The following is a 26093-nucleotide window of genomic DNA, read 5'->3' as shown; positions in this document are numbered from 1 at the left end:
CACCAGAAATCCCAGCTCAGGCCGGGCTTTTTGGTTTCGGTCCACTTTTCGAGCCGCTGCGGCACAGCTGGGTCGACCGTCCAACAAGTGTCAGGCCACGGGCGCGGTGCTGAGCGGAAGCAGTTCGGCCGGACCCGCTCGGAACGCCTTGTTGGCAGCATCAGCTGCGATCATGTGCTCCGAGGCGTCGTGCTTTTGCAGTGCCTCCGCCGACGCCCATTCCTCGAACAGTACGCAGCCGTCCGGATCACCGTTCACGGAGTGCAGGTCGTAGCGCAAGCAACCGGGCTCGTCGCGAACCACAGGTGCCAGCGCTGCGAAAGCGGCGATCTGTTCGGCTCCGCGCCCGGGCTGGGTGGTGATCAGAACAATCGCACGAAGGGTGCCGGACATGCGCCGAACCTAGCAAGCATTTGGATGGTGCTCGCGCTCCTGCGTTCAATACTTCGCTCGGTCCTTGGATCGGTCGTGCGTTTTGACCCACCTTCGTTTCACTGCGTCGCTGCTGTGCCATGGTGGCGGGGCACGACACAATAGGGTGCTGTTCCGCAGACGAGGAGTGCATCATGGAGACCGAAACTCGAGTCGACCCGTCTTCGCATGCGGCGGGTAGTGGCGGAACCGTTCGGGGCGCGGTCGTGGTCGGTGCTCTCGGTGTCGTATTCGGCGATATCGGGACCAGTCCGATCTACACCATCCAGACGGTGTTCAACCCGGCCGACCCACACCCGGTGCCGATCAGCACGGACAATGTGTACGGCGTTGTGTCGCTGATCTTCTGGTCGGTGATGATCATCGTCACGCTGACCTATATCTCGCTGGTGATGCGCGCCGATAACGATGGTGAGGGCGGGATCATGGCGCTGATCACGCTGCTGCGCCGCCTGGGTGGAACCCGGGGTCGGCAAGCGGCCACAGTGCTGGCCGGGGTCGGCATCTTCGGTGCCGCATTGTTCTTCGGCGACAGCATGATCACTCCCGCGATTTCGGTGCTGTCCGCGGTAGAGGGTTTGAAGATCGTCGAGCCGGGATTCGAGAATCTGATCATTCCGATCACGGTGGTGATCATCATTGCGCTGTTCTCGGTGCAGCGCCACGGCACGGCCGCGGTCGGTCGACTATTCGGCCCTGTGATGATTCTTTGGTTCGTCACGATCGGTGCTTTGGGTGTGTCCGGTATCGCCCGGCACCCGGAGATCCTGAAGGCACTGTCGCCGACCTACGCGCTGGGTTTCATGTTCGGGCACTTCGGAATTGCGTTCTTCGCGCTGGCGGCGGTCGTGCTCGCGGTTACTGGTGCGGAGGCGCTGTATGCCGATATGGGCCATTTCGGGAGGAAGGCGATCACCCGCGGCTGGCTGGGGCTGGTGCTGCCGGCGTGTGCATTGAGCTACCTCGGGCAGGGCGCGCTGCTTCTCGGCGATCAAAGCGCGGTGAGCAGCCCGTTCTTCCTGCTCGCTCCCGGGTGGGCGCGGTTCCCGCTGGTGCTGTTGGCGACCGCGGCAACCGTGATCGCTTCGCAGGCCGTGATCACCGGCGCGTTTTCGGTGGCCGCGCAGGCGGCTCAGCTCGGATACCTGCCGAGACTGCGCGTGGCGCACACCTCGGAGTCCACGATCGGGCAGATCTATGTGCCGTGGATCAACTGGGTGCTGATGGTGTCGGTGCTGACATTGGTGTTCGCTTTCCGTAGCTCGGCGGCATTGGCGTTCGCGTTCGGCATGGCGGTGACCGCGACTATCTCCATCACGACGTTGCTTTTCTTCTACGTCGCTCGCACCAAGTGGGGAACGCCGCTGTGGCTGGTTCTGCTCGGTGCCATCCCGTTGTTGGCGGTGGATGTGCTGTTCTTGTCGGCGAACCTCACAAAACTCGTGCACGGCGCGTGGTTGCCACTGTTGATCGGTCTCACGGCGTTCACTGTGATGATCACGTGGGCGCGTGGGCGCGTAATCGTCACCAGGGCAAGGGAACAGGTAGAGGGATCGCTGCGCGCGTTCATCGATCAGTTGCAGGATTATCACCCGCCGCTGGTGCGGATCGCTGGGACGGCAGTATTTCTCAACCGAGGCAAAGAGACCGCGCCGCTGGCGATGCGAGCCAATGTCGAGCACAATCGCGTGCTGCACGAACACGTGGTGATTCTGGCGATCGACACGCTGCCGGTGCCTCGGGTGCCGGATTCGCAGCGCACCGAGATCGACGCGCTCGGGTACGGCGAAGACGGGATCATCCATGTGACCGCGCACTTCGGTTACATGGAAACACCGAATGTCCCGCACGCGTTGCGCTTACTCGACCCAGCACGGACCGAAGGGCCGATATCGGTCGATGGCGCCTCCTACTTCCTGTCGAAGATCGAGTTGAAGAAAGGCTCGGCGCCCACGATGGCGCCTTGGCGCAAACGCCTGTTCATCGCCACGTCCTACATCACCGCCGACGCTGCCGAATACTTCGGCCTGCCGGGCGAGCGGACAGTGATCATGGGTTCGCAAGTCGAGGTGTAGGTGTGCCATGGCCGAGGGATCCGGCCGCAAGTGGTCGGGCTATTTTTCTGTTCGTGGGGTCTCGCGATAGCTTGGTCGGGTGATCAGCAATCCGGTGCCCACGGTGGCAGGAGCATGGCGAGCGGGTGACGGTGCTGCGGTGCCATTGCGTGAGGCGACGGTGGCATGGGCTTTGGCCGCGCACGCGGAACTGTCCGAGATCGCTACCGGGTACGGGCATTTCATCACGGTGGCCGAGCTGGCCGAGCGGGTGCAGGAAGCGTCCGGCGTGCAAACCGAGGCGCCGACGCGCACCTGGATGGACGCCATCCTGCGAAAGATCGCGCGGCGCTGCCACAAGGCGGGCGAGCCGCCGCTCACCGCGCTCTGCGTGCAGCAGAACCACACCGTCGGCGACACCTATAAGTACGTGCTGGAACTCGCCGGATTGCCGATCCCGAACGACCTCGAGCTGCACGCCGCCTACGCCCGTTGGCAGTGCTACCTCCACCACGGGGCCGAAATGCCGGCCGACGAAGGCGTCCCCCCGCTCACTCCCAAGGTGGCGAGCCGCCGTTCGCCGAGCACCGCGGGTCAGGCCGAGGTCAAGCCGCAGCCGACCCGCGCGGCGGTGTGCGCCCAGTGCTTCATCGAGCTTCCCGCCAGCGGAACCTGTCAGTACTGCGTGTGACCGGCTCGGGCCCACGGAAAGCCCGGTCCGCAACGACCGGGCCATGTGTTCTGCCCTGAGAACCGGCGTACGAGTGGTGAATTATGTTGCTGGACAGTAGATCACCTTCGCTTATCCGTGCCGCCGCCGCTTGCCGGATCGCGGATTCGACGAAGCTGGTGTGCTTGGATGTCGAGCAGATCCCAGCGAGAATTCTCCCGGCGTAGGCATCGATCACGAACTCGCCGCCGCCGTGGCGACATCCTCGGAATCGCCCTCATCGACCGCGGCTCGGCGATCCCACTTCCGCAACGTCTCGGGGCACCTTCACCGGCTCGCGAGTGGTGATCGCGCCTACTCCGAGGCGTAACCGTCTCGGTGCTCGCGAGCCAGACGAACCGCCTTCGCCTTCGCGTCGTACCTGCTCGGCATCATGCCTACTTCCCGATCAAGAAGGCAGGCCTCAAACCGAGGACTTCACTTCAGCCTTTCGCGGCCGGTCCTCCCGGCCCTGTGCAGGAAGCGTTCTCGGCTCGGGCGGGACAAGGGCGTTCCCTTCTTCACTGGCTGTCAAGCTACCGGTCGGTTACTATTTCATTGCGCCGTCGCAGTATTGAGTGGGTCAAAAAGAAACAATATTGGATGCATGGGTGGCGTTGGTTCTCCCAGGTTGTTTTGTTGTGGCCTTGTCTTCCTTTGACATGTGCGGAGCCATCGACGGTGACGGCTCACGAAGCGACCCCACCCGTCGGTAAGGGGTGCGCTTTCCAGATTTCCCGTTGGAGCGTCGGTGTTCCCTCAGCGCCGTTTCCGTAAGTTCGCCGCACGTGCTCCAGAGCAAGAAGCCGGCAAGTCACAGCGCTGAGCTACCTCGTCGAGGACGCGGGACTGCGCACATTGCTGTTCGGAAAGGGCTGGCGGCGACCAGTCTCACGGCGTGACCGCGGGCAACATCGGCAAGAACCTACGCGCCGATCGGCCGGATGTATGCCGGTCGGCGGGACGGAGGATCGAGGAGATGTCACCGAAGGAATACAGGCCGGGAACTGCTTTTCCTGGAGTCATCGGTCGGACGGCCGATGTGTCGAGTCCCGCTTGGCCGCAACCGGTGCGGCCTGTACTGGGTGCGCCGAACGTGCTGTTCATCGTGCTCGATGACACCGGGTTCGGACAGCTCGGTTGTTACGGCAGTCCGATAGCCACGCCGCATTTGGACGCCCTGGCCAAGGGCGGATTGCTGTACAACAACATGCATACGACAGCGCTGTGTTCGCCATCGCGTTCGTGCATCATGACCGGACGCAATCACCATGCCAACGCGATGGCGAGCATTACAGAAGTAGCCACGGGATATCCGGGCTATAACGGCAACATTCCGTTCGAGAACGGGTTCCTCTCCGAGATGCTGCTGCAACACGGATACAACACCTACATGGTCGGCAAATGGCACCTGGTGCCGTCGGACCAGGAATCGGCAGCAGGCCCGTACGAGCGCTGGCCGCTCGGCCGTGGTTTCGAGCGGTTCTACGGCTTCCTCGGCGGCGACACCAGCCAGTGGTACCCGGATCTGATCCACGACAACCACCAGGTCGAACCGCCCGCCACCCCGGAGGAGGGCTACCACCTGACCGCGGATCTGGTCGACAAGGCGATCTCCTTCATCTCCAGCGCGAAGCAGGTTGCTCCGGATAAGCCGTTCTTCTTGAACCTCTGCACCGGGGCGACGCATGCCCCACACCATGTGCCTAAGGAGTGGGCGGACCGTTACCAGGGCCGCTTCGACGACGGCTGGGAGGCCTACCGCGAATTCACCTTCGACCGGCAGAAGCAACGGGGCATCATGCCACCGGACGCGCAGCTCTCCCGTCACGACCCGGATGTGCCGGAGTGGAACTCGATGCAGCCAGATGTGCGCCGCCTGGCCGCGCGGATGATGGAGGTCTTTGCCGGATTCCTCTCGCACACCGACCATCACATCGGGCGGCTGCTGGACTTCCTGAAGGAGATCGGCGAGTTCGACAACACGCTGATCATGGTCGTCTCCGACAACGGCGCCAGCGCCGAGGGCGGAGTCACCGGGACCACCAATGAGCTGCAGTTCTTCAACAACGCCCCCGAACCGATCGAGGACAGCCTCCGAGCGATCGACGAACTCGGCAGCCCTACCACGTTCAACCACTACCCGTGGGGTTGGACCTGGGCGGGCGACACGCCCTTCCGTCGGTGGAAGCGTGAGACCTACCGCGGTGGTGTCAGTGACCCGTTCCTGGTTCACTGGCCGCGGGGCATCATGGCGCGGGGTGGGGTACGCACTCAGTACGCGCACCTGGTCGACATGGTCCCCACCGTCCTCGACGCGCTCGGAATCGAACCCCCGGCCACTATCAAAGGCGTGCCCCAGTCGCCCCTCCACGGTGTCAGCTTCGCGCACACCTTCGACGACCCGGCCGCGCCGACCCGGCACCACACGCAGTACTTCGAGATGATGGGCCACCGCGCGATCGACCACTGCGGATGGCGTGCCGTGTGCCCCTGGCCGGGCCCCTCCTTCACCGAATCGGGCAAACTCTTCGGCACCCCCATCACCGCCGCGGATCTGGGCGAGTTGGACGCCCACCACTGGGAGCTCTACCACATCGAGGAGGACTTCGCCGAGACCCGCGACATCGCGGCAGAGCACCCGGACAAACTCCTCGAGATGATCTCACTGTGGTACGTCGAGGCGGGAAAGTACCAGGTATTGCCCATCGACAGCAGCGGCATGCAACGGCTGATGGCGGAGAAGCCCCAGATCACACCGGCGCAGCTCAGCTACACCCTCCGCCCCGGCACCGAGGCATTGCCCGCGGCCGTGGCGCCCCGGGTGATCAATCGTCCGCACAGCATCACTGCCGATGCCGAGATCCCGCCCGGCGGCGCCGAAGGCGTCCTACTGTGCCAGGGCACCAATGTCGGCGGCTGGTCCTTCTATCTCAAGGATGGCCGACTGCACTACGCCCACAACTATGTCCGGCGCGCCATCTACCGTGTCTACTCCATGGAGCCGGTTCCCGAAGGCCGCCACGAGCTGCGCTTCGAATTCGAACCCACCGGCGAGCCCGACCTCGCGCACGGCAAAGGCACACCGGGCCGCGGTCAGCTCTACATCGACCACCGCTTGGTCGGCGAGGCCGAAATCCCCGTCACCACGCCGGTCGCCTTCAACCCCGGCGGGATGACCTGCGGCGCCAACTCGGGCTCGGCGGTGGCACCTGACTACGAACCGCCTTCCCGGTTCACCGGCACGCTGCACTCCGTCACCGTCGACCTCTCCGGGGAGCTGATCACCGACATCCAAAGCGAGATGCGCATGCACATGGCCCGGCAATAGGGCGTCGGCTTTGCCGCCGAGCAGTCGGCACAGGTCTCATCCGCAGCGGGTTCGGCATCGCGAGCCGAGCCCGGCAGGTGCTGGGGGTCCGGTAGTAACGGCGCAAAACAACGGATGTGGCGTATCGCCTGGTCGCGGGGTCCGAAGAGAACCCTCGTGACACGCTCGGCATTCTTTCCCGACTTCTTGTCGGTGAAGATCCGCTGACACCCCGCGGCGGTGAGCGCCTGGATCTGACGATCCAGGTTCTGGTCCTTGGTGGAGACGCGGCCGTAGCTGATCAGCGCGCCTGCTCCGCCGACCGGGTCGAGCCTGTCGCCGTCGGGGGTGAGCGGTGCAGGGATGTCGAGATCGCAGGTCGCGGTGGCCAACCCATGGGACTGTAGGAGAAAGGGGCGACAAGAATTGTTGGATATCAACACTTTTCGACACGTTTTATCGATATGTGGCCGAAGTGGGTGACCATGAACTGCGGTTCGCAGCGATCAGTAGCGGTGAGGTGTCGGAGAACCGAACGATTTACGACAACCACTACACCGGCATGATCCTTACCGGCATCGTTGCTAGATCCGACCGTGGGCGGGCGGTTGGATGTGTCTCATAGTTGCTTGAAGGCGACCGGAATGCCCGGCCACGTGTCGGAGCCCTCATGATCGCCCGGAATTCCGTAGGTCACGTCATCGGGATCCATATTCGTCCGATTGTTCCGCCACGAGACCATCAGACGCTGCGTAGTCGGGCACAGGTTGTGCCAATGGATGGTTGTTGTGGTCGTCGAAGTGCCGTCCTCGGTCCACCACCACTGGATACAGCCCGCCACACCTTCATGTCTGGTAACCGCTGCTTCCGGCTGGCCGTGCGCGGCGCCAGTGAACGCCACCACGGAGACAGCCGCGGCTGCAAGAACGGCGGCCAGCTTGTTTGTCGAGGTCATGTTCTGAGTTCCTGCCTGCTGCGAAATCTCGTGGTGAACTCAGTTCTAACGCATTCCCTTTCCTGGAGAACCGATGTGCACTGCGAAGCTGGACACACCGATATCGCAATTGCGCCCTGATGTGCTGGTACGCCTGGACACACTGCTGACCGACTTGGGTTACTGGCGCGAGGAACTGGCCGACCCTTGATGGCTGCGCGGGTGCGCGTGGAAATCGCCCCCCGGCCGCCCTTCACCAGGGCGGCGATGCCTCGGCGGTCCCGCCAGCAGCACGGTAGGTTGATCGCCGAATATCTCAGCGCCCTTGCCGAATGGCGGATCCACCGGTGGGGCCTCTGCTTTCGTCGTTGGCTTCCTGCTCGTCTCGCCTACTCACCCGGGAGATTGATATGCGTCGTGGACGGTTTTTGTCGGCTTGTGTGGCTGTGCTGATGGCTGCCGCCCTCGGCGGGGCGGGTGAGGCCACCGCCGGAGTGGACTCCACGTGTGGCGGGGCGTCGTTCGCCCAGGACATGCTCAACGCCCACAACCAGTACCGGGCAAAACACGGCTCGCCGAAAATGGTGCTGGATCCGGCGGTGTCGGCTTCGGCCCAGAAGTGGGCCGATCATCTGGCCGACACCCAGATTTTCGAGCACTCGAAGGGTTCGGGCAACGGCGAGAACCTCGCTGCTATATGGGGCGACCGGCACACCGGCTCCTCGGCGACGAAAGCGTGGTACGACGAGATCAAGGACTACAACTTCGACACACCGACCGGGTTCTCCAGCCAGACCGGGCATTTCACACAAGTGGTCTGGAAGGCCAGCACGAAGCTCGGGGTCGGGGTCGCCTGCAACACTGGCGGAAGAGGTGGGCAATACGTCGTCGCCCAGTACAACCCGGCCGGCAACATGATGGGCAACAACAACCAGTACTTCCGGGAGAACGTGCAGCGCGGGTAGGCCAAGCGGTCACTGAGCGTTATTTTCCGCGCCCTGGTCCAAGTCCGGATCAGGATCTGGTGCCGCCTGCCCATCCACAGCCGCCAAACGTACTGCGACTGCATCGGCCAATGCGGTCGCCTTCTCGACGTCCAATCCATGTTGCGCCGCAAGCTCGAGTACGTGTCGTCGGACTGAGGTGATCTGCTCTCTGGTCAGGGCCGGTACTTCGACCGGGCCAGCGGGCCGGCGGAACAACCTGCGCACGAGCGCTTTCGCCCCTTTCGACACCTCGTCACCGGCCGCGTCGCCCAACTGTTTCGCCGCTTGGTCGACCGCGAGCCACACCACCGGTGTCGCTAGGGCCGCGACCTCCGCGACTCCGAATCCCAGGGGGTCGCGTCGGCCTCGACGTCGATTCAGTCGTTGGATCACAGCCGAGTCGTCCAGGGTGGCCATTGCCTCCACGAGCGGTATCTCCCCAGGCGCTACCGCCATGATCACGTCGCGCACGACGGAGCGGACCGTAACCGCCGGGACTGCGACACTTTTGGCGTCAGGACCCGAACTGTCGCTGTACACAACACCCCCAGAGAGTTCACCGGTTCACTCTGAGTAAAGAATACGGCCACACCGTGTGTCGTGCCCGCCGACCGCGTGCAGCTGGAAGTTCATCGCCCGCTGGAGGTTCGACGCTCGTCGACGGGGCAGGACGACCGTGTGGGGCGACAACCTTTGCCGCGGTGAGGGTTCCCGAGATCGGTCCATCGATCACGCCCATCCTCTATCGTTGACGGCGAGCCAATCACTCTGGGGGCGGGGATATGCGTAGGGCAGACGTCGACTTCGTTGGACAGAGCGGATTTCACTTGAATGCCTCGGCCAGGGTGCGCTGCCGAGATCACCGCGGTACACATGCCTCGGGGACGAGCACCTCTAGCGGGCGCCAGGCACTCGCGGTGTATACGTGGTACAGCGCGCAGTGAACAGCACATTACGGAACCGGTTCCTGACTTGCTGGGTGACTGTGCAATGGGCGTGACTCAGCTGCGGAACCGGCATCGAAAAGCGCTTCCCCGGAGGGTATCTCGCGAGGCGCCGACCATCGCGCAGATTCCTCCCACCACCCGATGCGGCTGTTCGGGGCGGGTGGGGTGTTCCGAAGGCATGTGCCCATGACAGCGGCGACGGACCTGCGAGCACGGGTTGACGATCAAGCGATCGGGACTGGAACCACGATACGGTTCGTGCTGCTGGTCGTGTTGCTGTTGACGGCGACAACTGCAATGGCTGCATCACTTTCCGCCGATCTGGCGGGAGGAGGGTCCTGGCTCTGCCAGCTTGCTGCCGGCGCCGACCCCGACCAGGACGTGGGCGCGAACGTCCTGAAGATGTGGGATCAGATGGACAAGCTGAACCAGTGCATAGGTCGGTATGAGCCGCCGCCGCCCTGGTGGTTGCCGGTGGCATGGATGGCAGTGGAATTCGTGTGCGCTGCAGGGATGTTCCTATGGCTACCGGTATGGAAGTTGCGTCGAAGCAAGATCGTCGGGCTCGAAGTGTTCGACCCGGACGGGGACCTGCAGCACCGGTTGCAGGGCCTGGTCGAGCGTGCTGGGCTGGCTCGTACGCCGAGGTTCGTGGTTGACCGCACCGCATTGTCGTCGGGTGCGGTCGTGTTCGGTCGCACAGCAGCACCGACGGTATGCCTGGACGGTGGACTGGTTGCCTCGAGAGACAATGCAGAGAACCGTTTCCGCGCCGTGGTACTGCACGAGCTTGCGCATATCCACAACCGGGACGTCACAGCGACGTACCTGACGGTTGTGCTGTGGCGGGTCTTCCTCGCGTTGCTCCTGCTGCCCTACACCGCCTCAGTCGTTGTTGCGGCGCTGAAGCTGCTCACGCGACCCCACACCATCGGACCGTCCACGGAACTGACTGTCGATACCCGCAATCTGGCGCTGGCGGCCTTTCTTACCCTGTTGATCTATCTGGCGCGCGCCGACCTGCTCCGCCATCGGGAGATCTGCGCCGACCGCGCCGCTGTGCGGTGGGGTGCCGATCCGCGCGGCTGGGTGATACCAACCCCTGCTCCCGTCACCAGCCGTGTGCGCGCGGCGCTGAGGGCATTCGCTGAACTGTGGCGGACGCACCCCCGCTGGGACCTGCGCCGAGCCGGACTGCAGGACCCGGCGCAGCTGTTCGGTGTCCGAGCGCTGCCGCTGTTTCTGACCGGCGCAATAGCGATGCTCATCGCCACCCAGAGCGACCAGTTCAACCAACGAATGGGAGCGCTACCCGCGGTTGACTTTTGGGTGGCGACTGGAGTCGCGGTCCTCGTGACCGCGGTGGCTGGGATTGCCCTGTGCCGGGCTGTGATCTATGCAGACCTCACTGATGGCCGGATCCCGTCGGGCTGGCTTGCCGGGCTTTGGCTGGGATTGGGGCTCGCCGTGAGTGATGTGATATCCGGGACGCTCTCGGTACAGGCGTGGATACCACCTCACCCATGGGTTCTGCTCATCCCCGTCATCACCGGTATCCTGTTCGGCGCCTGGACAGTTGAAAGCTCACTGCTGTGGTCGCGGGTCTGGCGGGGTCGTAGCATCCGGCCGGTGCTGGCGCTGGCCTTGATCCCGGCGGGGCTCGGCTTGGCCGTGTGGTTCGTAGGCTGGGGCAGCCACCGAACCGTTTTGGGCCAGGGTGTGCTGTCCGGTGTGCACCTGTGGCAACGTTGGGGCTTCGAACTGTCCGATCATGTCGTGGAACAAACCGCGACCGATCTCACGTTCCGTCACACAGCGTTCATCGGTTCTATCGCATCGATACCGCTCGCGATCACAGCATTATGGGCGATTCCCTTATGGGCGTGCGCAATTCGGCGCACGACGGTGGTGCCTGAGTGGATCGACTCCACGCTGGCCAGGACAGGTACGGATACCCGAGCGGCGATCCCTCTACCCTCGTTGCGTGCGGTGCTGTGGCCTGCGCTGATCGGCACACTGGTTTGCTGGTTGTCAGTGCTTGCCGTTCAGGCATATATGCATCGTTGGCGGCCTGATTCCGGCGGGACACAGCAGACCGGTTTCGAATGGGTCGACAGTTGGTGGCTGCTGATCACCGTCGTGATGGGTGCCGCCACTGCTGTGGCCGTCACGCTCGGGTACTCGACGCGATTCTCTCTTATCATCGCGATCGTCGCCGGATACACCACTGTGCTGATCGGAACCGCCGGGATCCTTGCGCTGACATCGACGGATGGCTGCATCCGGGGGCTTGCGATCACCACACGGACCTGCGGATTCCGTCCCCGCCTCACGCAACCGTTCTTCCACTTCGTCCCTGCAGCGGCATTGCTGGTAGCCCTGCTCGCTGGGGTGGCCGTCGGACTGGCCGCCCTGGTGCGCGGCATTCGACAGCGATCGCAAGCCACCCGAAAACCCGAGCCATTGTCGGTGCCTCGCACTCCCGCCGCCACGACAGGTCCCAGGCAGCGCGTTGGAATCATGATGGTCTCCAGCGCTGTGATCGCGGTCGCACTATTCGGCACTACCCAACGAATTGCATCACTCGATCAAAGACCGCCGACCGCGAGCGACCCCGATATCGATGGTCGTTCCGAACCTGTATCGATCATCACGCGTGCTTTGCAGGTCGGTGCGTGGGGCGAGCGGGGAGGCAACGAACTGCTCAAACGTAATGTCGAAATCTTCGACAACGACCTCCCCGCCGCGATCGTTGAAACCGATGACGCTGTCACCGTCGACGTGGGACTCCTTCAGATCGCCTGTACCAAGCTCGGGCAGGGTGCCGACGATGCCGACCGGCTTTTCCGCGTCCCGGATCCGGACGCTCAGAAACTCTGGCAGTCGTTCCTGTCCCAGGCTCATGGCGCCAGCAAAGACTGTCTGAAAGCAATCGACGACATGGGCGGCGTCGGCCAGCCAGACCGTCAAGGTGACCCATCTGATCCTCTCGCGCTGTCACTGCCGGCGCTATTTCGAGCACGTTCCTCCTTCGCCGCCGTACTCGCACGGATAACCGAAGACGTCGCTGCAGGACTTCGGCAATCGTGAGTAATGAAGCGCAGGCGGAAGAACGCCCCAGCTCCACCCGCGACAACGCCGGGAACCGGCCGTGCACTGGTCTGCACACAAGCCCGGTCGTTCAGCCGTCGAGGCAGTGGTCGGGACGCCACCTGGCGCATGTACCTCCGGTGCCCATGAGCTGCGACCGGCCTCGTGCGAGCACCGTGGCGGTAATGGCGGGCGGTTCTTCTCTATGAGACAGTGCCGTCGTGGCCAATCCTCCTTCTCAGCACCTGCCCAATCCCGAGGCGCTGTACCAAGCTGTGGCGGACCGGCGTCTTCAATACGAGAACCTGCTCTGGCAGGTGCCCGCCGTCAGTATGACCGCCCAAGCTTTCTTGTTCAGCGTCGCGCTGAGCCAGAGCATCGACCCTTTTCCGCAGATCCTCGCCGGTTTTCTCGCGCTGAATGTGTCGGTCATTTCGATCATGCTCATGGCTAGCCACCATCGCTCCGAAAGCCGGGATGCTCAATGGTTGGAGCAATTCGAGCAGCAGGAACTGGGCGCGGGCGCTTGGGGCGCGCATGGTGCGGCATTCCGGTCGCAGTACATCGTGGATCCCGACGCCGGCTGGGTAGACAACCTGATACACCTGAGGCTCGTGTTCCAGGTCTGGGTCATCGGTCTCGGATTGTTCGGCTTCGTAGCCATCTTGATGATTGTGAAGACCCTGATAACTCTCGCCCTCTGACTCGGGGCCCACCCCACACCGGTGTCGCTGGTGACCGTTCCACATGAACCACCGGAAGTGCCGAGGTGTGAAGGCTTATTTAGCATGGCCCGTGAGCGGAGAAGTCGGGCAGACTTATCCGCTCACGGGCCACAACGATCAGCGGTGGTTCGTGAGCTGAGGTGACTCGATTTCCACAGTGGGGCCTGCGGATTCGGCACAACGGTTGGTCCGGTCCGTTCGAACCGCTACGGAACCGGGATATCGACGCGCTCGTCACCTGGCTGCCGGTAGAGGAGCCGGATATCACCGTCGGACCCACGGTGTTCACCGAGGGGCAACGAATGATCATGTCGGTCGAACACGCTCTGACCGAACGTGATTCGGTGTCGATGGAGGACTTGGGCAACTATCCGACCATCACGGGCGGAGTAACCGTGCCCGACTATTGGGAGGACGCGTATCTGCCCTTCTACACGCCGAAGGGGCGATCGGTGGGAAAAATTGTGCCGGTGGCCAACATGGAGGAAATGCTGGCGGCGGTCAGCCACGACGGCGTTATCAATACCTTGGCCGAGCACTTCCGCCGCTATTCGACGGGCGTTCGTCCCGATGTCGTCGACCGGCCGATCCGCGACGCACCGCAGCTGCGCTGGGGCCTGGTGTGGCGATCGGATGCCGACAACGTACAGGTTCGTGCGCTGGCCGACGTGATTCGCGAGCTCGGTCCGATGGCGTTGTGAGCGCAACCAGCAGAACGGCCCGGTCACACCGGTGTCGCAGTGCGGGATTTCGCCGCGACTATCGTGGGGTTATGGGCGTTATGGGCGAGTTGTTCCCGGGACAGAAGCTGACCGATGAGGGCAGCGAGGACAGTGACGGCCAGCCGCATCGTCCTCGGTTCGACATAGATCTGGATACCGGGGTGGCGCGGTTGCCGAGGTCGGCTGCGCAGCAACCCACGGAGGAAACCGCCGAGTAGGTGCATGCCCGCGTCGGGCGACGCGGTGGGCGTGTCCTCGGTCGGGGCTCGAACAGGCACCAGGAAGACCCTGAGCGGTCATAATCTGAGGTGATGCGCTTGCATCGGCGAGCGGCGCGCTACTACTACCCGGCCGAAAGTTACTGGCGGCCTTGGCTCTAGGTCTGAGGAAGCACATGGTTCGAGTGCCGCAACGACTTGTTCGATCCATCGAGCAGGCGCACCGATGATCGGCCGGGCTGCGATCATCGGGTGCGGTATCGGTGGAGCCAGCACTGCACTTGCCCTCGCGAAGATCGGTGCCCGCGTGGAGGTCTACGAGGCCTCTGCACGGTCGGTCGAGGTGGGCGGGTGGGTTACTCTCGGGCCCGCGGCCTCGACTGCGTTGGACCGGCTCGGGCTCGGAGAACAGGTCCGGCACTTGGGCTTTCCGGTCGTCAGGGTCACCACGGTCGATACGATCACCGGGCGGGTGAACTCGTTTGCGCGGAACGAGCCCGGCCATCGCTGGCCGAGTACCCATGTGTGGCGACGGGACCTTTTGGCGGTGCTGCGTGATCGGCTCGAGGATGTGGGTGTCTGCTGTCACTACAACGTTCGGGCAGTGCCTGCAGACGTGGCAGGCGATCTGGTTGTCGGCGCCGATGGTGCTCGGTCGGCCACCAGGCGCATGCTCGGCGACCTTCGCAAGCCGACCTACACCGGCCAGCGCATCTGTTACGGCCACCATGACCTGTGTGCACCGGGATTGCCCACCGGAATCTTGCACTTCTGGACGCATCCGGACGGGGTGGTGGGCTATGCGGGCAATGACCGAGATGGCTCGTTTTGGTTCAGTAGGCGTAACGCGGAATCCCCGAACGTGGCACTCGGTCGGGATGCGTTCCTCGAACCGCTACGAGACACGCCGATCGCAGGAGTGTTGGAACTCTCCGAAGTGAGCGACCCGATCGCACTGCACGAGCTCGAACCCGAGGGAATCTGGCACACCACCGACACCGTTCTCGTCGGCGATGCCGCGCATGCTGTTTCACCGGCGGCAGGGCGCGGCGCTACCTCTGCCATTGAAGACGCGATTGTGTTGGCGAAAGCAGTGCGTGACAAGGGATCAATTGTGGCCGGGCTCGATGTCTACACCGCGACCCGGCGACCGATCGCGCGCGCAACTTACCGTCCGCGCGCGGGACGGCCACCCACTCGAGTCACCGCAGCTGAGTTGGAGCTGTGAGGTCCGTCTAGTCTGCCGAGGCCTGGTCCGCTAGGGCCGGGCCATTGGTTTGGCGGGGCTGTCGGCGTCAGCCGCAGCAACCGGCGCCGGAGGCTACGGCTGCGCTTTTGGCCTGGCTGCCGCAGCATGCGCCCTCTTCGGCCGCCTCCTGCGCGGTTCCGCAGCACGGGTCTTCCGCGGCTTCTGGATTCGCGGCGTTTGCGGTGGTTTGCGGTGCGGTGCCGAAGGTTTCGCTGTCTGCAAGCACTGTGTAGACCTCCCAGCGTTCACCGCCGGGCGCGGTCACCCACACCTTGTCCTGGGTGGCGAAGCAACACGTCGTCGCCATCTCCTCCTCGGTGAACACTCCCGCTTCCGACAATCGAGCGATCTCGGCGTGCACCTGCTCGCTGGACTCGACTTCGACGCCGAGGTGGTTGATGCTGCCGCCCTTGCCGGGGTTCTCCAGGAGCACCAGCTTCAGCGGCGGTTGCGCGATCGCGAAGTTCGCGTAGCCCGGCTTGCGCTTGGCGGGTTCGACGCCGAACAGCGTCGAGTAGAACTTCACCGCCACGTCTACATCGTCGACATTGAGGGCGAGCTGGATACGAGACATGATGACCTCCACCTTTGAGACGTATGTCGAATTACTTGGGATGTCACAATCGTGCCCACCTTTTCGGCATATGTCAAGATCCTCGGTAAAGTGGGGTCATGCCGAAAGCATTGCCTGTCATCGATGTGACCGCGCCCATCTGCTGCGCTCCGGTCGCGGCCGGACCGGTCGACGACCAGGCCGCCCTCGAAGTAGCCCTGCGCCTCAAAGCCTTGGCCGACCCCGCGCGGGTCAAACTCATGTCACTGCTGTTGGCGAAGGGTGATCAAGCCACCGGGCAGCTCGCCGAGGTCGTTGGGCTGTCGGAATCAACTGTCAGCCATCACCTCGGCCAGCTCCGCGCCGCCGGGCTGATCGAGTCGACCCGGCACGGCATGAGCGTCCAGCACCGGCCGCTGCGGAATGCGTTGTCCGCCTTGTGCATTGTGCTCGACCCGAACTGCTGCACCTGAAGAGCGCTGCCGAGTTCCGCACCGATCGCGGCAGTGCCCTGACATGGTCGCCGTGACCCGGCCAATCGACCGGCGGCGCCGAGCGTTGCGCGGCTATTGTGACGGCATGGGCGTCATCGGTGAGCTGTTTCCGGGCCAGAAGCTGACCGACGAGGGCAGCGAGGACAGCGACGGGCAGACGCACCGCCCTCGATTCGACATAGATCTGGATACCGGCGTGGCCAGGGTGCCGAGGCCGGTTGCGCCGCAGCACACGGACGAAACAACCGAGTAGCCCCCGATCGAACCCGGGTAGGAAGACTTCCATGTCGCCTGAGCCGGGTTTGTTTGCCGGAACGGTTCTGTCGACCCGATCAGGCGGCGGACTACGCGACGCCCGATTCCGTTGTGCAGGCACGGGAGGCCAAGCAGGACGGAATGCCGTCCAGCGGTCCGGTTGGGGGTGCTGGACAAAGAGTTGCGGCAGCTCGTTGTCGACCTGGGATCCACGTTGATTGACCTGTATGGCATCGGACCATCCAGTGCGGCAAGGCTTCTCGCCGGTACCGGCGATATCCACCGGTTCGTCAATCGGGACCGCTTCGCCTCCTGGAACGGCACAGCGCCCTGGACGCCTCCTCCGGAAACCAGAAACGGCATCGGCTCTCCCGCGCCGGGAGACGCAGGATCAATCGGGTCCTGAACATCATGGCCGTGGCCCAGCTACGCAATCCCAGCGCCGGTCGCACCTACTTCGACACCAGAAGAGCAGACGGGAAGACCCCGAAAGAAGCGATGCGCGCCCTCAAACGACGGCTGTCCAACGTCGTCTACACCCGCATGCTCGCCGACCAGCGCAGACGGGAAACGGCAAGCCCGGGAGGGTATTCGGGAACGACTCTGGACTCCAGCGTGACCGGCCCGACCCCGCACACCGGCCCTTCGGACAAGCCGCAACCCGGACCTGCCACCACAGAGTCTTGCGGCGGACTCCCCACCACCTCTTGACATCAAGAGGAGCCAATATCGCGCGTTGAACGCGGTCGAAAGGTTGGATCCCCTGCGATGAGGTGCGTTCGCTGGCGTGGGGGCCATTCTGTCGGGCCGGCACCACTGCCGATGATCGGCGTGTAATACACGGACCGGTGCCTTTCCGCCCCTCCTTTTGTTCGCTGTGACCAGGCCGAACACCGTGTCAGTGAGCCTGTCAGGTCGGTGTCAGGTCGGTGTCAACCCGGCCGGTGAAAGTAATTCCTGTCAACAGCACAGCAACCGCAACCCCCAGGGCTACGGAAGCGATGCGGGACGAACCCAGTTCACACACCGCACCCGTTGCACACGTTAGAAGGAGTACCGCCATGCCCACATTCGCGACACCCGAACCGATCACCCTCACCGTCGACGTGCTCTCCGCTGACGTCCAGGTCATCGCCTCCGACCGTAGCGACACCGTCGTCGAGGTCCGACCGGCCGATAAGTCCAAGAAGGGTGACGTGCGCGCCGCCGAGCACACTCGGGTCGATTTCGCCGCCGGCACCCTGACGGTGACAGCGCCGAAGGATTGGCGGACCTACACCCCGTTCGGTGGCAACCCGTCGATCGAGGTGACCATCGAGGTGCCCACCGGCTCTCGACTGAAGGCCACCGCCGCGGTGGGCCGACTGCTGGGCATCGGTGGACTCGGTGAGTGCGACCTGGAGATCGCCGCCGGTGACATCATCGTCGAACGCCCGCTCGGTTCGGTGACCGCGAAGGCCGCCAAGGGCGACATCCGTATCGACGAAGCCTCACGTGGTGTGTTGCGGCTGGAAACCTCGATGGGCGAGCTGGAGGTGGGTATCCGCCCGGGTAGTGCGGTGCGGTTGGAAACCAACACCTTGCACGGCAGCGTGCAGAACGTGATGGGACCGGTCGACCGACCGCGGGACACTGCGGACATCGTGCGGGTGGATGCACGGAACTCGTTCGGCAACATCATCATCCGGCACGCCACCGCCGCCTAACGCACCCAGCTTCCACGCTCGAGGGCAGTAAGACCCTGACCGCCTCGGTGACCAAAGGGGACGCCGCAATCGACCTGGCAATGGAGTTCCCGAAGGCGACGCAGAGTCTCATCAAGGAGGTGTTCTGTGGCGGGCAGGCCGGGTGAGCTGACGGGGCCGAGCCGGCTCAGTAGACGGAGCTGAGCACTGCGCACCCGTACGCCTTGAAGGTGGACTCGTCGAGGTCGTGCATCAGGCAGAGCGCGAACCGGGCCACGCCGAGCTCGCTGAGCTCGGCGTGGCTGGGCCACATGCGCGGACGCCGGGCCCAGGGCAACTTCAACAACCCCGGCCGTAAGTCTCGTCAATGTCCTGTCCGCCGAGTTCTGCCCCTCGGTGGGCACTTTCCGACTCATTTCACGTACCCATTCACGACCAGTTTGAGGAGCTCTTGTCATGCGCGCCTTTGAAGACACTCGACCGAACGGAATAGTCAATCGGCTACTGGGCGACCGCCACTCGATGCCGCTATCGGTCGTGTTGCATCTTGTCCCCGGCGCCCTGATCGTCGCCGCCTACCTGCTCATCGGCGAACCATTCGTCGAGGCCATCGGTTATCCGACCTTGATGGGCTGGGCGATCGCCCTGTGCCTGGTTCTGATACCGATTCTGTCGGGGCTGCTGTGGCTGGGCCGCAAGCACAACGGCCGCTTCTCATTACGCGGCGTGCTGCACTACACCGACAAGCCGCTCTCGCGCGGGAAGCTGGTGGCGATGGTCATCCCGCTCTTCGTGTGGATGATGGTGCTGAGCTTCGCGACGGCACCGATGAACACCTTCTTCCTCGAAAACTTCTTCACATGGGTTCCGTATACGGACGACGCCGGCAGCTTCACCAAATTCCTCGACGGATACTCGCACTCGGTCGCGCTCACCACGATGGTGATATGCCTGCCGCTGACCGGAATCTCCCTCCCGCTCATCGAGGAGCTGTACTTCCGCGGTTTCCTGCTGCCCCGCATCGCCCACCTCGGCGGATGGGCGCCGGTGGTCAGCACGGTCTTGTTCTCGCTGTACCACTTCTGGTCGCCGTGGGTGTTCGTGTCGCGGGTGATCTTCATGTTTCCGGGGTTCTGGTTCGCCTGGCGGGAGAAGGACATCCGGTTGTCGATCGGGATGCACGTCGGCGTGGGCTCGACCCTGGCGACGTTCGGCACCATCGCGGTTGCGCTGAACCGCATCTAGTGGCGCGGTGGTTGCGCTGCGCGGTGTGTGTGGCGCCGACGTATCGCGTGGCCGCAACCGCAGCATGTCAACCGCGATCAATAAGTGCCGCCGAAGCGCACCAACGACAACACCGCCCATGAGCTGTCGCAGACGACCTCGACGAGCAACTCGATGAGCATCGAGTTCTACGACAATCTGGCGCTGCTCGGCAAGGTATTCGTCACCAACTAGCAGGGAAGATGCAGGCCAGCATCGCATGGACACCTGCGACCGCCGGTGACCATCTCATCACGGCCCTCGCTAGCGGTGACCATGTCGCCCCGGAGGATCTCGTCAATACTGCGACGGTTCGAGTTGCCACCGACCTCAACCTCAGTTCGCCTATATCCCGATCGGATGAGCGCCGGTTACCAGCGGTCTTCTTCGGCTTCGCGGAGACGTTGGGTGACGCGGTCGATCCAGTCGCCGAAGTGGGCGGTGAGGTCGGTGGGGGTGGTAGGGCGGACGGTGATGTGTTGGCCGCGGAATTCGGTGTAGCGGCCGTCGTTGCTGATGTCGTGCCATTGCACGGTGTGCAGTGGGTCGGTGAGTTTGTTGACCGGGCCGGTGTAGAGGAGTGCGGATCCGCCGCCGTCGGCGGGGCGATGGAGCAGGCGTTGGTAGCGCTCGCGGGGGGTGTTGCGGCTGATGCTTTCGAGGTGGCCGTTGGGGCGGCCGTATAGGTCGTCGGGGTGGAAGGTGTCCGGTGGTTGCGTGCCGGGTTTGCAAGGTGGCAGGGCACTGGACAGCTGCGCGGTCAGATGGTCGACGGGGAACAGGCGGCAGCGGATGGGGCCGATGGAGTCGTCGAAAGTGGCTTGGGCCAGCGACATGGCGCGCTGGTCGTTGCGCGCGCCGACGACGCGGTACACGCGGGTTCCGCCCTTGGGATTCTTGTGTTGGGTTGTGCCGCCGAAGATTTCGATACGCATGGTCGAGGTGGTCAAGGTGTGCAGGGCGAGTTGGATCTCTTCGAGTTCGTCGCGGGAGTAGCGCTCGCGCACAGTGACGCGGTGGGCGTCGAAGTCGTCGCGGTAGGGGAAGCGACTGGTGAAGCGGAGTGGATTGGGGAACCGGTCGTTCGCGGGGCCAAACCATAGCGCGGCGAAATCGTCCGGCTCCCAAGTCCATTCAGCCATCTAGAGATTCCAATCGGTCGTGCGGGGTGAGTAGTGCTCGGCGCGGTACGGCGAGCAGGAGCGGTGCTCCGGAGTGGTCGGCAGGACGGGTTCGCGCTGGGCAGGATTCGCGCGACCCGGTGCCGCGCGATCCATTGCCGCGCGGCCGCGCGAGTGCGCCGCCGAACCGGAACCGGCGCAGTGGTCAGTTGCGGGTGGGCGGCAGCGGGGGCGCAATGTCTCCGCCGATCACGCCACCGGGAACGGTAGGTGCGATCTCGCCGATCAGTTCCGCCGTGTTCTCGGCATTGATGAGATAGTCCGGCGTCTCGTGGGTGTTTTCATCATCGGACTTGCCCTTGCCGGCGCCAGCGCCCATGCCGCCCATGCCCGGCATGCCTGTTCCGCCTGCGAGTCTGCTGGCCGCGGCCGCCGCTGGATTGGCGCTTGTGGGTGTACCAGGGACACCCGGGACGCTGCGGCCCGGGCTCGGGGTGCTCGGCGACCCTGGTGTGCCGCCGCCGGGTGAGCCCAGCCCGCTCGGGGTCCCCGCAGGTGTGGTCGGGGTGCCTGCTTTGGATGGGTCGAGCGCGGTCGGCGTGGTCGGAGTGCTGCTCGGGTCTGTCGAAGTCGGATTGGTGCTGGAGGGGTTGGTGTCCTCCGACGACGGATCGTCGGTCGATTCCTCCTCGGTCTTCTTCTCCTCGGGGTTCTCGTCCGTTTCCTTCGGATCGTCGGTTGAGCCAGGAGAAGGGTTTCCGGAACCGCTGGGATTCCCCGAGCCCGGGTCACCGGTGCCGGTGGGTTTGGTCGGTTCGGAGATGTCCAGTGGGTTGGTGGGGTTGAGCGCTGTGGGGAGTACCGGGACCCGTCCGTCGAACTCGGCGAACTTTTTCACGTAGTTCTCGAGCATGGCGTTGCGAGCGCCTGCGGTTGCCTCGCTGCGGGTGTTTTCTTCCTCGGCGGCACGCGGTGGCCATACGTTCGAGGTCCAGGAGTGGTGGTTGGCCTCCGGGATCCCGGTGGCGACGCTGCGGATCGCGTCGGCGGCGGCCTCCATGTCGTTGGACATCTGCGTGATCAGCGGGGTCAGCTCGTGGGCGTCTTTGACGTAGCGGGTGATTGCGTCTTTTGCCTTATCGGCGGCTGAGCCTTCCCATGACTCGGCGATCGAGCCTTGGACAGAACGGGCGAAGGTCTCGAGTCCCTGGTCCCATTGGGTGGCCACGTTGGAGTACTTCATGGCAGCGTCGTGGGCATCTTTAGGATTCAACGGGGTGAACGCTTCCTCGATTTCGGTGCGTTCCCAATGGAATACGTTCTCCCCACGCGGGGGGATCTGGGTGGACTCGTTGCCGGTCAACGGATCGCCCCTTTCTTTACAGGCCTGGCCAGGAGAAGATCTTCGCCTGGGCCGGTGGTTGCTTCGGCAGATTCGTCTCCAGGTCCTGGTATCGAGTGGCCTGGGCACTGTCGGCGCTGGTGATGCGTTCGCGAACGGTACGGAACAGGGTCTGGAAGTCTTCAATGACCTTGTAGTGCGACTCCATCACCGCGAAGACACTGTTATCTGAGCCCTGGGATTTTTCCCGCCAGCGGCTCACCATCGTCTTGGCGGAGATCAGGTCCCGGTCTCCCTCCTTGGGGAAATGCTCACCGAGACCCCAGGTGTCCTGGTTATGGATCCGGGTCATAGTCGTCTGGATGTCTCGGATCTGATCCTTGAAGTAGTCGCAGTCGCGGTCGAGGTAGACGAACTTCTCGAGGTCCATTCGCACCGTCAGCCGACCCTCGCGGGCCTCTGTGATCAGGTTCGCTAACGGGCTTGATGAAGTTTTGTCGTCTTTTGCCATGGGGTCCCCTCCCAGTTCGTTCTGTGCAGCAGTTGGTCAGGAAGCGGGGGGCAGGCTGGGCACAACCTGTTCCGCCAAGCCCCGAGCTAGCACACACGAGTCGATGCTGCCGGTGTCGCGGCCCGATGGCGGATTATTCAGGTTGATGTCGAGGCTGCCACCCTTCATCTCGACATTCACGGTGCACACATATTTGATGAACTCTCCTTCGAACTGCCGCGTCGAGATTGCCCGCCTGCCACCGATGGTGAACTCGCTTGCCTCGGCGAAGTTGCGGCTGCGGATGAGATCGATGGTGAGGTTTGTTGTGCGGATGCTCACTCCATACCCGTTCGACCGCACCCATTGGCAACCGACCCAGCGGACTCCTGAGCTCGTATCGTCGTCGACGGGGTGCTGGTTGTGCAGCTTTTCTGAGTCAAGCACGCTTTGCGGAACGTCCTTGCACGGGTCGTAGTTGCGTGGCACATCAGCTGCGAGTGATGGCCCCGTGCTCGTCGGGGTCGCTGGCTTGGCTTCCCCTCCAGTCGATGGCCCACATCCCGACAACAGGACAACAGCACTGGCCGCGAGCGCGGCACCGAGCAGCGTGTTTCCCCTGCTGGTCATGTGTTCCTCCCGGTCGCCGGCTGTATCGATGACATCGATCAGGGCCGGCCCGGCTCCCCGCCCCCTGTTCAGCTGGATTGACCGTACCGGCCGGTCAACCAGCGTGCAACCGCCCCCGGGCGGGTTCCGGCGAAGTTAGGAGGCGTGCGCTGCGGACGCGGACCGCGATCTGGATGCCTTCCCAATCAAGGCACTTCGAGGAAACAGCGGTATGGATCGCCCACAGGACGTTCAGCAGGCACGGGATCGGCAACGAGCTCCATCTCGGCACCGACGACGTCATGGTCGTCTTCACTCCGGAACTGGGCTCCCGGATAGGCATTCCGAAAGACCGTTGAGTCCAAGGCGTCACGGTTGCCGCAGGCGCGTATGCAACTCATCGAACCGGTTGCCCAGCACCGTGTAGGCCTCCAGCCATCCGCTACTGGCCGCGATCTCACACAGCGGCCCGGTAGGCACGAATAGGAATGAAAGATCGGGCAACCGGCTCAAATCTCCTTGCCCGATACGCCGGGCATGATCGGTGAGATCATCCACGAGCTCTTGTTCATCCGAGTACCGAGATTGCCAGATCAGCTCCTGCGGAGCGCGTTTCACGATCACCAACACGTGATCGAGGATGCCGACGATCTCCATCGCGGCCGACTTCATCCCGCCAGCATGCCATGCCCGGAGCGGACACTCCGCCTGACAACCGATCGGTGTGTTCAGGTGCAAGGGCCGAGGTCAGCGCTCAGGCGCAGGACGGCCACTCGGTGGCGAACACAAACTCGTCCTTCGGGAATGACCAGATGAACTGGCGCAGCTGTAGATGGAAGGCCATTGGTTACCTGGCCGTCGAACCCGTTTGACTCACCTGAAACAGCAGCCATACCAATTATTTCCACGTCGCGGGGCTGTAGCCGCCGAAGCGCAGCGTTCAGCTGCTGCCCCCGCCTCCGCAGCCCCCACCCCCGCAGCCGGATCCGCCACCGCCACAACCGGATCCCCCATCGGAAGTATCGCTGCCGCCGTCGAAACTGCTGCCGCCGCTGGACGCCCCCCACGCTCTGCGCCTGCGCCCCCGCCGCCTCGATGCCTTTCGCTTGTCCCTGCGGACTCCCCAGGCCATCAGTACACAAAATACGACCAGACTCCCTAGACCCCAGAGAATCGCGCGCATCGAGTCGGCGAACACGATGACGATCACAGCCAGAATCGCCGCGATGACTGCCAAAGCCGAAGCGGGCTGTGCTCGAGCTCCCATCCCGCTAGTCAACGCGAGCTCCGCCGATGCCTCAAGACCCTGATTGTGTGACGTTTGGACACCAGGCATCCGGGGAAGCGGCGCGCACCACATGTGCTGCATGCCCGGCGTTCACCGATGTAGTAGGCCGGTCACCGAATTCGCGCCGCTGCCGATCGATCACGACTGCTCTGTGAACCTCACTCAGAACCAAAACCCCGTTGGTGACAGGTTCCGTCAGCGCACGCCCAGCGCATCGAGGATCATCGGACGCGCCGTCGCGAGCGCTTGCTGCCAGTAGGGCCAATTGTGCGTTCCATTGACGATGTCGACGCGAGCGGCGATTCCGAGCGCTGTGGTTCGATCACGGAACATTTGGGTAGCGGTTGTCGCCATCGCCTCGAGGCTCATCGCGTTCACCGTGTTGCCGACCCCGTACGGCAGGTCGAGCGGGCCGGGCACGCCATTGCCCGTCCAGATGTACATCGGCAGTCCACGCAGCAATTCGGCCTGCACAGTGGCATCGTTGCGGGTCCAGGCGGGGTCCTTGGCCGGACCCCACATGTCGTCCACATTGAAGTTGCCCTCGTCCCACATGGCAACGCGCATCGCTTCGCTCCAGAGCGGATACGTCGGATGTACGAAGCCTGAGAAGGATCCGGCGAACTTGAACTGGTCGCGATGGTGGCCGGCCAGCGTCAGGGCGGCGTTGCCGCCCATGGAGGCCCCGACGATGGCGTTGTTGGTTCGCGAAACGCCGTGTTGTTGCAGGAAGGCGGGCAGCTCCTGGGTGAGGAAGGTCTCCCATTTGTACGTCGTCGTCTGACGGTTGGTACTACTCGGCCGGTACCAGTCGGTGTAGAAGCTCGAGTGACCACCAACCGGGAACACCAATGTGACGTTGTCGCCGGCGAACTGGCGCAGCGCGTCGGTATCGGTCGTCCACTGACTGTGGTCGGCGGGCGCACGGAAACCGTCGAGCACGTAGAGGGCCGCGCTCCCGCCGCGGGCCGCCCACTGCACCTGGACTTTGATCGGCCCCATGCTGGACGGCACGAAGAGCTCCTGGTAGCCGCCTGCCGGTGCGCGCAATATCGGTGTGTGGATCGGTGCGGCGGTCGCCACCGCCGCACCGATCGACGACATCAGCACAGCTGTTGCTACGACAACGCCGGTCTTCCTCAACCAACCGCGAATTCCCCGCTGGTCCCCAGATCGCACTGCTCCGCCCACCCCGTTTACCTCCTGCTTTTCCCGATCAGTGACCGAGGAGATCCGAATTTGGTTGTCGCTCAGGCCGAGTCGCTACCCGTGCGCTCGCGGTCCCGCTCAGCCCAGGAGCGGAAAGACCATCATAGGTTGTGCCGCAATCGCTCTCGAGCTGCCGTACACGTGCAGCCCTCGGGTGAACCGTCGTCAGTGTGTACGTGCGCTCCAGACTCGCTCGAGGAAATGCTGTCCAGAATGTGGAGTTGTTGTCGTCAGAGAAGTCGTCAATCTGCCGTCACGCTCCTCTTCATACAGTGGCTCACACGCTGTCACCACCAGTGGGGAGGGCAACCCCGACCTTTCATGAAGTGTGGTGGTCTTCTGTGACATCACATCTGCAGTCACGCCTCCCTTGCCGTGCGGCGCCACACCGAGGTGACGCCCCCGTGC

The 26093-nt window shown here is 63.8% G+C and carries 29 protein-coding genes and 2 pseudogenes; 17 read left to right on the top strand and 14 right to left on the bottom strand.

Going from position 1 to position 26093, the window contains the following annotated elements:
- Positions 1 to 90: 90 nt before the first annotated feature.
- Entirely contained in the window at positions 91 to 393 is a 303-nt protein-coding gene (locus OHA42_RS38325; RefSeq protein ID WP_406233312.1) for a putative quinol monooxygenase, read from the bottom strand.
- Between the two features lie 173 nt (positions 394 to 566).
- Here OHA42_RS38325 and OHA42_RS38320 point away from each other — a divergent pair, with 173 nt between their 5' ends.
- Positions 567 to 2507, top strand: coding sequence for a potassium transporter Kup (locus OHA42_RS38320; RefSeq protein WP_406233310.1), 1941 nt, complete (start codon positions 567 to 569; stop codon positions 2505 to 2507).
- Between the two features lie 79 nt (positions 2508 to 2586).
- Positions 2587 to 3177 carry a hypothetical protein gene (locus OHA42_RS38315; RefSeq protein WP_406233308.1) on the top strand — a complete coding sequence of 197 codons (591 nt, stop codon included), beginning with the start codon at positions 2587 to 2589 and terminating at the stop codon, positions 3175 to 3177.
- 55 nt (positions 3178 to 3232) lie between these two features.
- Here the strand turns inward: OHA42_RS38315 and OHA42_RS38310 are convergent.
- A pseudogene (locus tag OHA42_RS38310) lies at positions 3233 to 3397 on the bottom strand (IS3 family transposase); the annotation flags it as partial.
- 696 nt (positions 3398 to 4093) lie between these two features.
- Here OHA42_RS38310 and OHA42_RS38305 point away from each other — a divergent pair.
- The gene (locus tag OHA42_RS38305; protein WP_406233307.1) at positions 4094 to 6526 is read left to right on the top strand and encodes an arylsulfatase; all 2433 of its coding nucleotides are present in this window, start codon (positions 4094 to 4096) and stop codon (positions 6524 to 6526) included.
- Here the strand turns inward: OHA42_RS38305 and OHA42_RS38300 are convergent.
- Together OHA42_RS38300 and OHA42_RS38295 are read right to left on the bottom strand one after the other, a co-directional pair.
- On the bottom strand, positions 6412 to 6897 hold the full coding sequence (locus tag OHA42_RS38300; RefSeq protein WP_406233305.1) for a recombinase family protein: 486 nt from the start codon (positions 6895 to 6897) through the stop codon (positions 6412 to 6414). The genes OHA42_RS38305 and OHA42_RS38300 overlap by 115 nt on opposite strands.
- A 227-nt stretch (positions 6898 to 7124) precedes the next feature.
- Complete coding sequence (locus tag OHA42_RS38295; RefSeq protein ID WP_406233303.1) at positions 7125 to 7460, bottom strand: hypothetical protein; 336 nt, start codon at positions 7458 to 7460, stop codon at positions 7125 to 7127.
- A 419-nt stretch (positions 7461 to 7879) separates the two neighbouring features.
- Here OHA42_RS38295 and OHA42_RS38290 point away from each other — a divergent pair, with 419 nt between their 5' ends.
- Positions 7880 to 8404 (top strand): CAP family protein, encoded by a 525-nt coding sequence (locus OHA42_RS38290; protein WP_406233301.1) that lies wholly within the window; start codon positions 7880 to 7882, stop codon positions 8402 to 8404.
- 9 nt (positions 8405 to 8413) lie between these two features.
- Here OHA42_RS38290 and OHA42_RS38285 read toward each other — a convergent pair whose 3' ends face one another.
- Complete coding sequence (locus OHA42_RS38285; RefSeq protein ID WP_406233300.1) at positions 8414 to 8896, bottom strand: hypothetical protein; 483 nt, start codon at positions 8894 to 8896, stop codon at positions 8414 to 8416.
- A gap of 617 nt (positions 8897 to 9513) precedes the next feature.
- On the opposite strand from OHA42_RS38285, the pseudogene OHA42_RS38280 reads away from it, so the two are divergent.
- The 4 genes and pseudogenes from OHA42_RS38280 to OHA42_RS38265 all read left to right on the top strand — a co-directional run.
- Positions 9514 to 10512 (top strand): annotated as a pseudogene (locus OHA42_RS38280) (M48 family metalloprotease); the annotation flags it as partial.
- 213 nt (positions 10513 to 10725) lie between these two features.
- Positions 10726 to 12462, top strand: coding sequence for a hypothetical protein (locus OHA42_RS38275; RefSeq protein ID WP_406239933.1), 1737 nt, complete (start codon positions 10726 to 10728; stop codon positions 12460 to 12462).
- A 221-nt stretch (positions 12463 to 12683) separates the two neighbouring features.
- Positions 12684 to 13166 (top strand): hypothetical protein, encoded by a 483-nt coding sequence (locus OHA42_RS38270; RefSeq protein WP_406233298.1) that lies wholly within the window; start codon positions 12684 to 12686, stop codon positions 13164 to 13166.
- A 161-nt stretch (positions 13167 to 13327) separates the two neighbouring features.
- A complete protein-coding gene (locus OHA42_RS38265; RefSeq protein WP_406233296.1) occupies positions 13328 to 13888 on the top strand; it encodes a substrate-binding domain-containing protein in 561 nt (186 codons plus the stop codon).
- 23 nt (positions 13889 to 13911) lie between these two features.
- Here OHA42_RS38265 and OHA42_RS38260 read toward each other — a convergent pair whose 3' ends face one another.
- Positions 13912 to 14187, bottom strand: coding sequence for a hypothetical protein (locus OHA42_RS38260; RefSeq protein WP_406233294.1), 276 nt, complete (start codon positions 14185 to 14187; stop codon positions 13912 to 13914).
- 166 nt (positions 14188 to 14353) lie between these two features.
- Here OHA42_RS38260 and OHA42_RS38255 point away from each other — a divergent pair, with 166 nt between their 5' ends.
- Positions 14354 to 15355 (top strand): FAD-dependent oxidoreductase, encoded by a 1002-nt coding sequence (locus tag OHA42_RS38255; protein ID WP_406233292.1) that lies wholly within the window; start codon positions 14354 to 14356, stop codon positions 15353 to 15355.
- Positions 15356 to 15422: 67 nt separating this feature from the next.
- Here OHA42_RS38255 and OHA42_RS38250 read toward each other — a convergent pair whose 3' ends face one another.
- The gene (locus tag OHA42_RS38250) at positions 15423 to 15950 is read right to left on the bottom strand and encodes an ArsI/CadI family heavy metal resistance metalloenzyme (RefSeq protein WP_406233290.1); all 528 of its coding nucleotides are present in this window, start codon (positions 15948 to 15950) and stop codon (positions 15423 to 15425) included.
- A gap of 98 nt (positions 15951 to 16048) precedes the next feature.
- Here OHA42_RS38250 and OHA42_RS38245 point away from each other — a divergent pair, with 98 nt between their 5' ends.
- The 5 genes from OHA42_RS38245 (at position 16049) to OHA42_RS38225 (ending at position 18384) form a co-directional block, all read left to right on the top strand.
- Entirely contained in the window at positions 16049 to 16402 is a 354-nt protein-coding gene (locus OHA42_RS38245; RefSeq protein ID WP_406233288.1) for an Rv2640c family ArsR-like transcriptional regulator, read from the top strand.
- Positions 16403 to 16454: 52 nt separating this feature from the next.
- Positions 16455 to 16676 (top strand): hypothetical protein, encoded by a 222-nt coding sequence (locus OHA42_RS38240; RefSeq protein ID WP_406233286.1) that lies wholly within the window; start codon positions 16455 to 16457, stop codon positions 16674 to 16676.
- Between the two features lie 168 nt (positions 16677 to 16844).
- Positions 16845 to 17084 carry a transposase gene (locus OHA42_RS38235; RefSeq protein ID WP_406233284.1) on the top strand — a complete coding sequence of 80 codons (240 nt, stop codon included), beginning with the start codon at positions 16845 to 16847 and terminating at the stop codon, positions 17082 to 17084.
- Positions 17085 to 17089: 5 nt separating this feature from the next.
- Positions 17090 to 17389, top strand: coding sequence for a hypothetical protein (locus tag OHA42_RS38230; protein WP_406233282.1), 300 nt, complete (start codon positions 17090 to 17092; stop codon positions 17387 to 17389).
- A 350-nt stretch (positions 17390 to 17739) separates the two neighbouring features.
- Positions 17740 to 18384 carry a DUF4097 family beta strand repeat-containing protein gene (locus tag OHA42_RS38225; RefSeq protein ID WP_406233280.1) on the top strand — a complete coding sequence of 215 codons (645 nt, stop codon included), beginning with the start codon at positions 17740 to 17742 and terminating at the stop codon, positions 18382 to 18384.
- 166 nt (positions 18385 to 18550) lie between these two features.
- On the opposite strand, the gene OHA42_RS38220 is transcribed toward OHA42_RS38225, so the two are convergent.
- Positions 18551 to 18706 (bottom strand): hypothetical protein, encoded by a 156-nt coding sequence (locus tag OHA42_RS38220; protein WP_406233278.1) that lies wholly within the window; start codon positions 18704 to 18706, stop codon positions 18551 to 18553.
- A gap of 113 nt (positions 18707 to 18819) precedes the next feature.
- Here OHA42_RS38220 and OHA42_RS38215 point away from each other — a divergent pair, with 113 nt between their 5' ends.
- Positions 18820 to 19608: a CPBP family intramembrane glutamic endopeptidase gene (locus OHA42_RS38215; protein WP_406233276.1), complete on the top strand. Its 789-nt coding sequence runs from the start codon at positions 18820 to 18822 to the stop codon at positions 19606 to 19608.
- Positions 19609 to 19692: 84 nt separating this feature from the next.
- Entirely contained in the window at positions 19693 to 19821 is a 129-nt protein-coding gene (locus OHA42_RS38210) for a hypothetical protein (RefSeq protein ID WP_406233274.1), read from the top strand.
- A 176-nt stretch (positions 19822 to 19997) separates the two neighbouring features.
- Here the strand turns inward: OHA42_RS38210 and OHA42_RS38205 are convergent, their stop codons facing one another.
- The 4 genes from OHA42_RS38205 to OHA42_RS38190 all read right to left on the bottom strand — a co-directional run bounded on the left by OHA42_RS38205 (position 19998) and on the right by OHA42_RS38190 (position 23209).
- Positions 19998 to 20768: an ESX secretion-associated protein EspG gene (locus tag OHA42_RS38205; protein WP_406233272.1), complete on the bottom strand. Its 771-nt coding sequence runs from the start codon at positions 20766 to 20768 to the stop codon at positions 19998 to 20000.
- 184 nt (positions 20769 to 20952) lie between these two features.
- Entirely contained in the window at positions 20953 to 22110 is a 1158-nt protein-coding gene (locus tag OHA42_RS38200) for a WXG100 family type VII secretion target (RefSeq protein ID WP_406233270.1), read from the bottom strand.
- Between the two features lie 16 nt (positions 22111 to 22126).
- Positions 22127 to 22600 (bottom strand): hypothetical protein, encoded by a 474-nt coding sequence (locus OHA42_RS38195; protein WP_406233268.1) that lies wholly within the window; start codon positions 22598 to 22600, stop codon positions 22127 to 22129.
- Positions 22601 to 22636: 36 nt separating this feature from the next.
- Positions 22637 to 23209: a DUF3558 domain-containing protein gene (locus tag OHA42_RS38190; protein ID WP_406233266.1), complete on the bottom strand. Its 573-nt coding sequence runs from the start codon at positions 23207 to 23209 to the stop codon at positions 22637 to 22639.
- Between the two features lie 173 nt (positions 23210 to 23382).
- Between OHA42_RS38190 and OHA42_RS38185 the strand changes: the two genes are divergently transcribed.
- On the top strand, positions 23383 to 23547 hold the full coding sequence (locus tag OHA42_RS38185; protein ID WP_406233264.1) for a hypothetical protein: 165 nt from the start codon (positions 23383 to 23385) through the stop codon (positions 23545 to 23547).
- A 10-nt stretch (positions 23548 to 23557) separates the two neighbouring features.
- Here the strand turns inward: OHA42_RS38185 and OHA42_RS38180 are convergent, their stop codons facing one another.
- Both OHA42_RS38180 and OHA42_RS38175 read right to left on the bottom strand, forming a co-directional pair.
- Positions 23558 to 23860, bottom strand: a complete 303-nt coding sequence (locus OHA42_RS38180; protein WP_406233262.1) for a hypothetical protein — start codon at positions 23858 to 23860, stop codon at positions 23558 to 23560.
- An 811-nt stretch (positions 23861 to 24671) separates the two neighbouring features.
- Entirely contained in the window at positions 24672 to 25580 is a 909-nt protein-coding gene (locus OHA42_RS38175) for an alpha/beta hydrolase (protein WP_406239883.1), read from the bottom strand.
- Positions 25581 to 26093 lie beyond the last annotated feature (513 nt).

Source organism: Nocardia sp. NBC_01009 (genome assembly GCF_045208035.1).
In the GTDB taxonomy this organism is placed as follows: Bacteria; Actinomycetota; Actinomycetes; order Mycobacteriales; family Mycobacteriaceae; genus Nocardia.
This window is presented reverse-complemented; position numbering and strand designations above follow the sequence as displayed.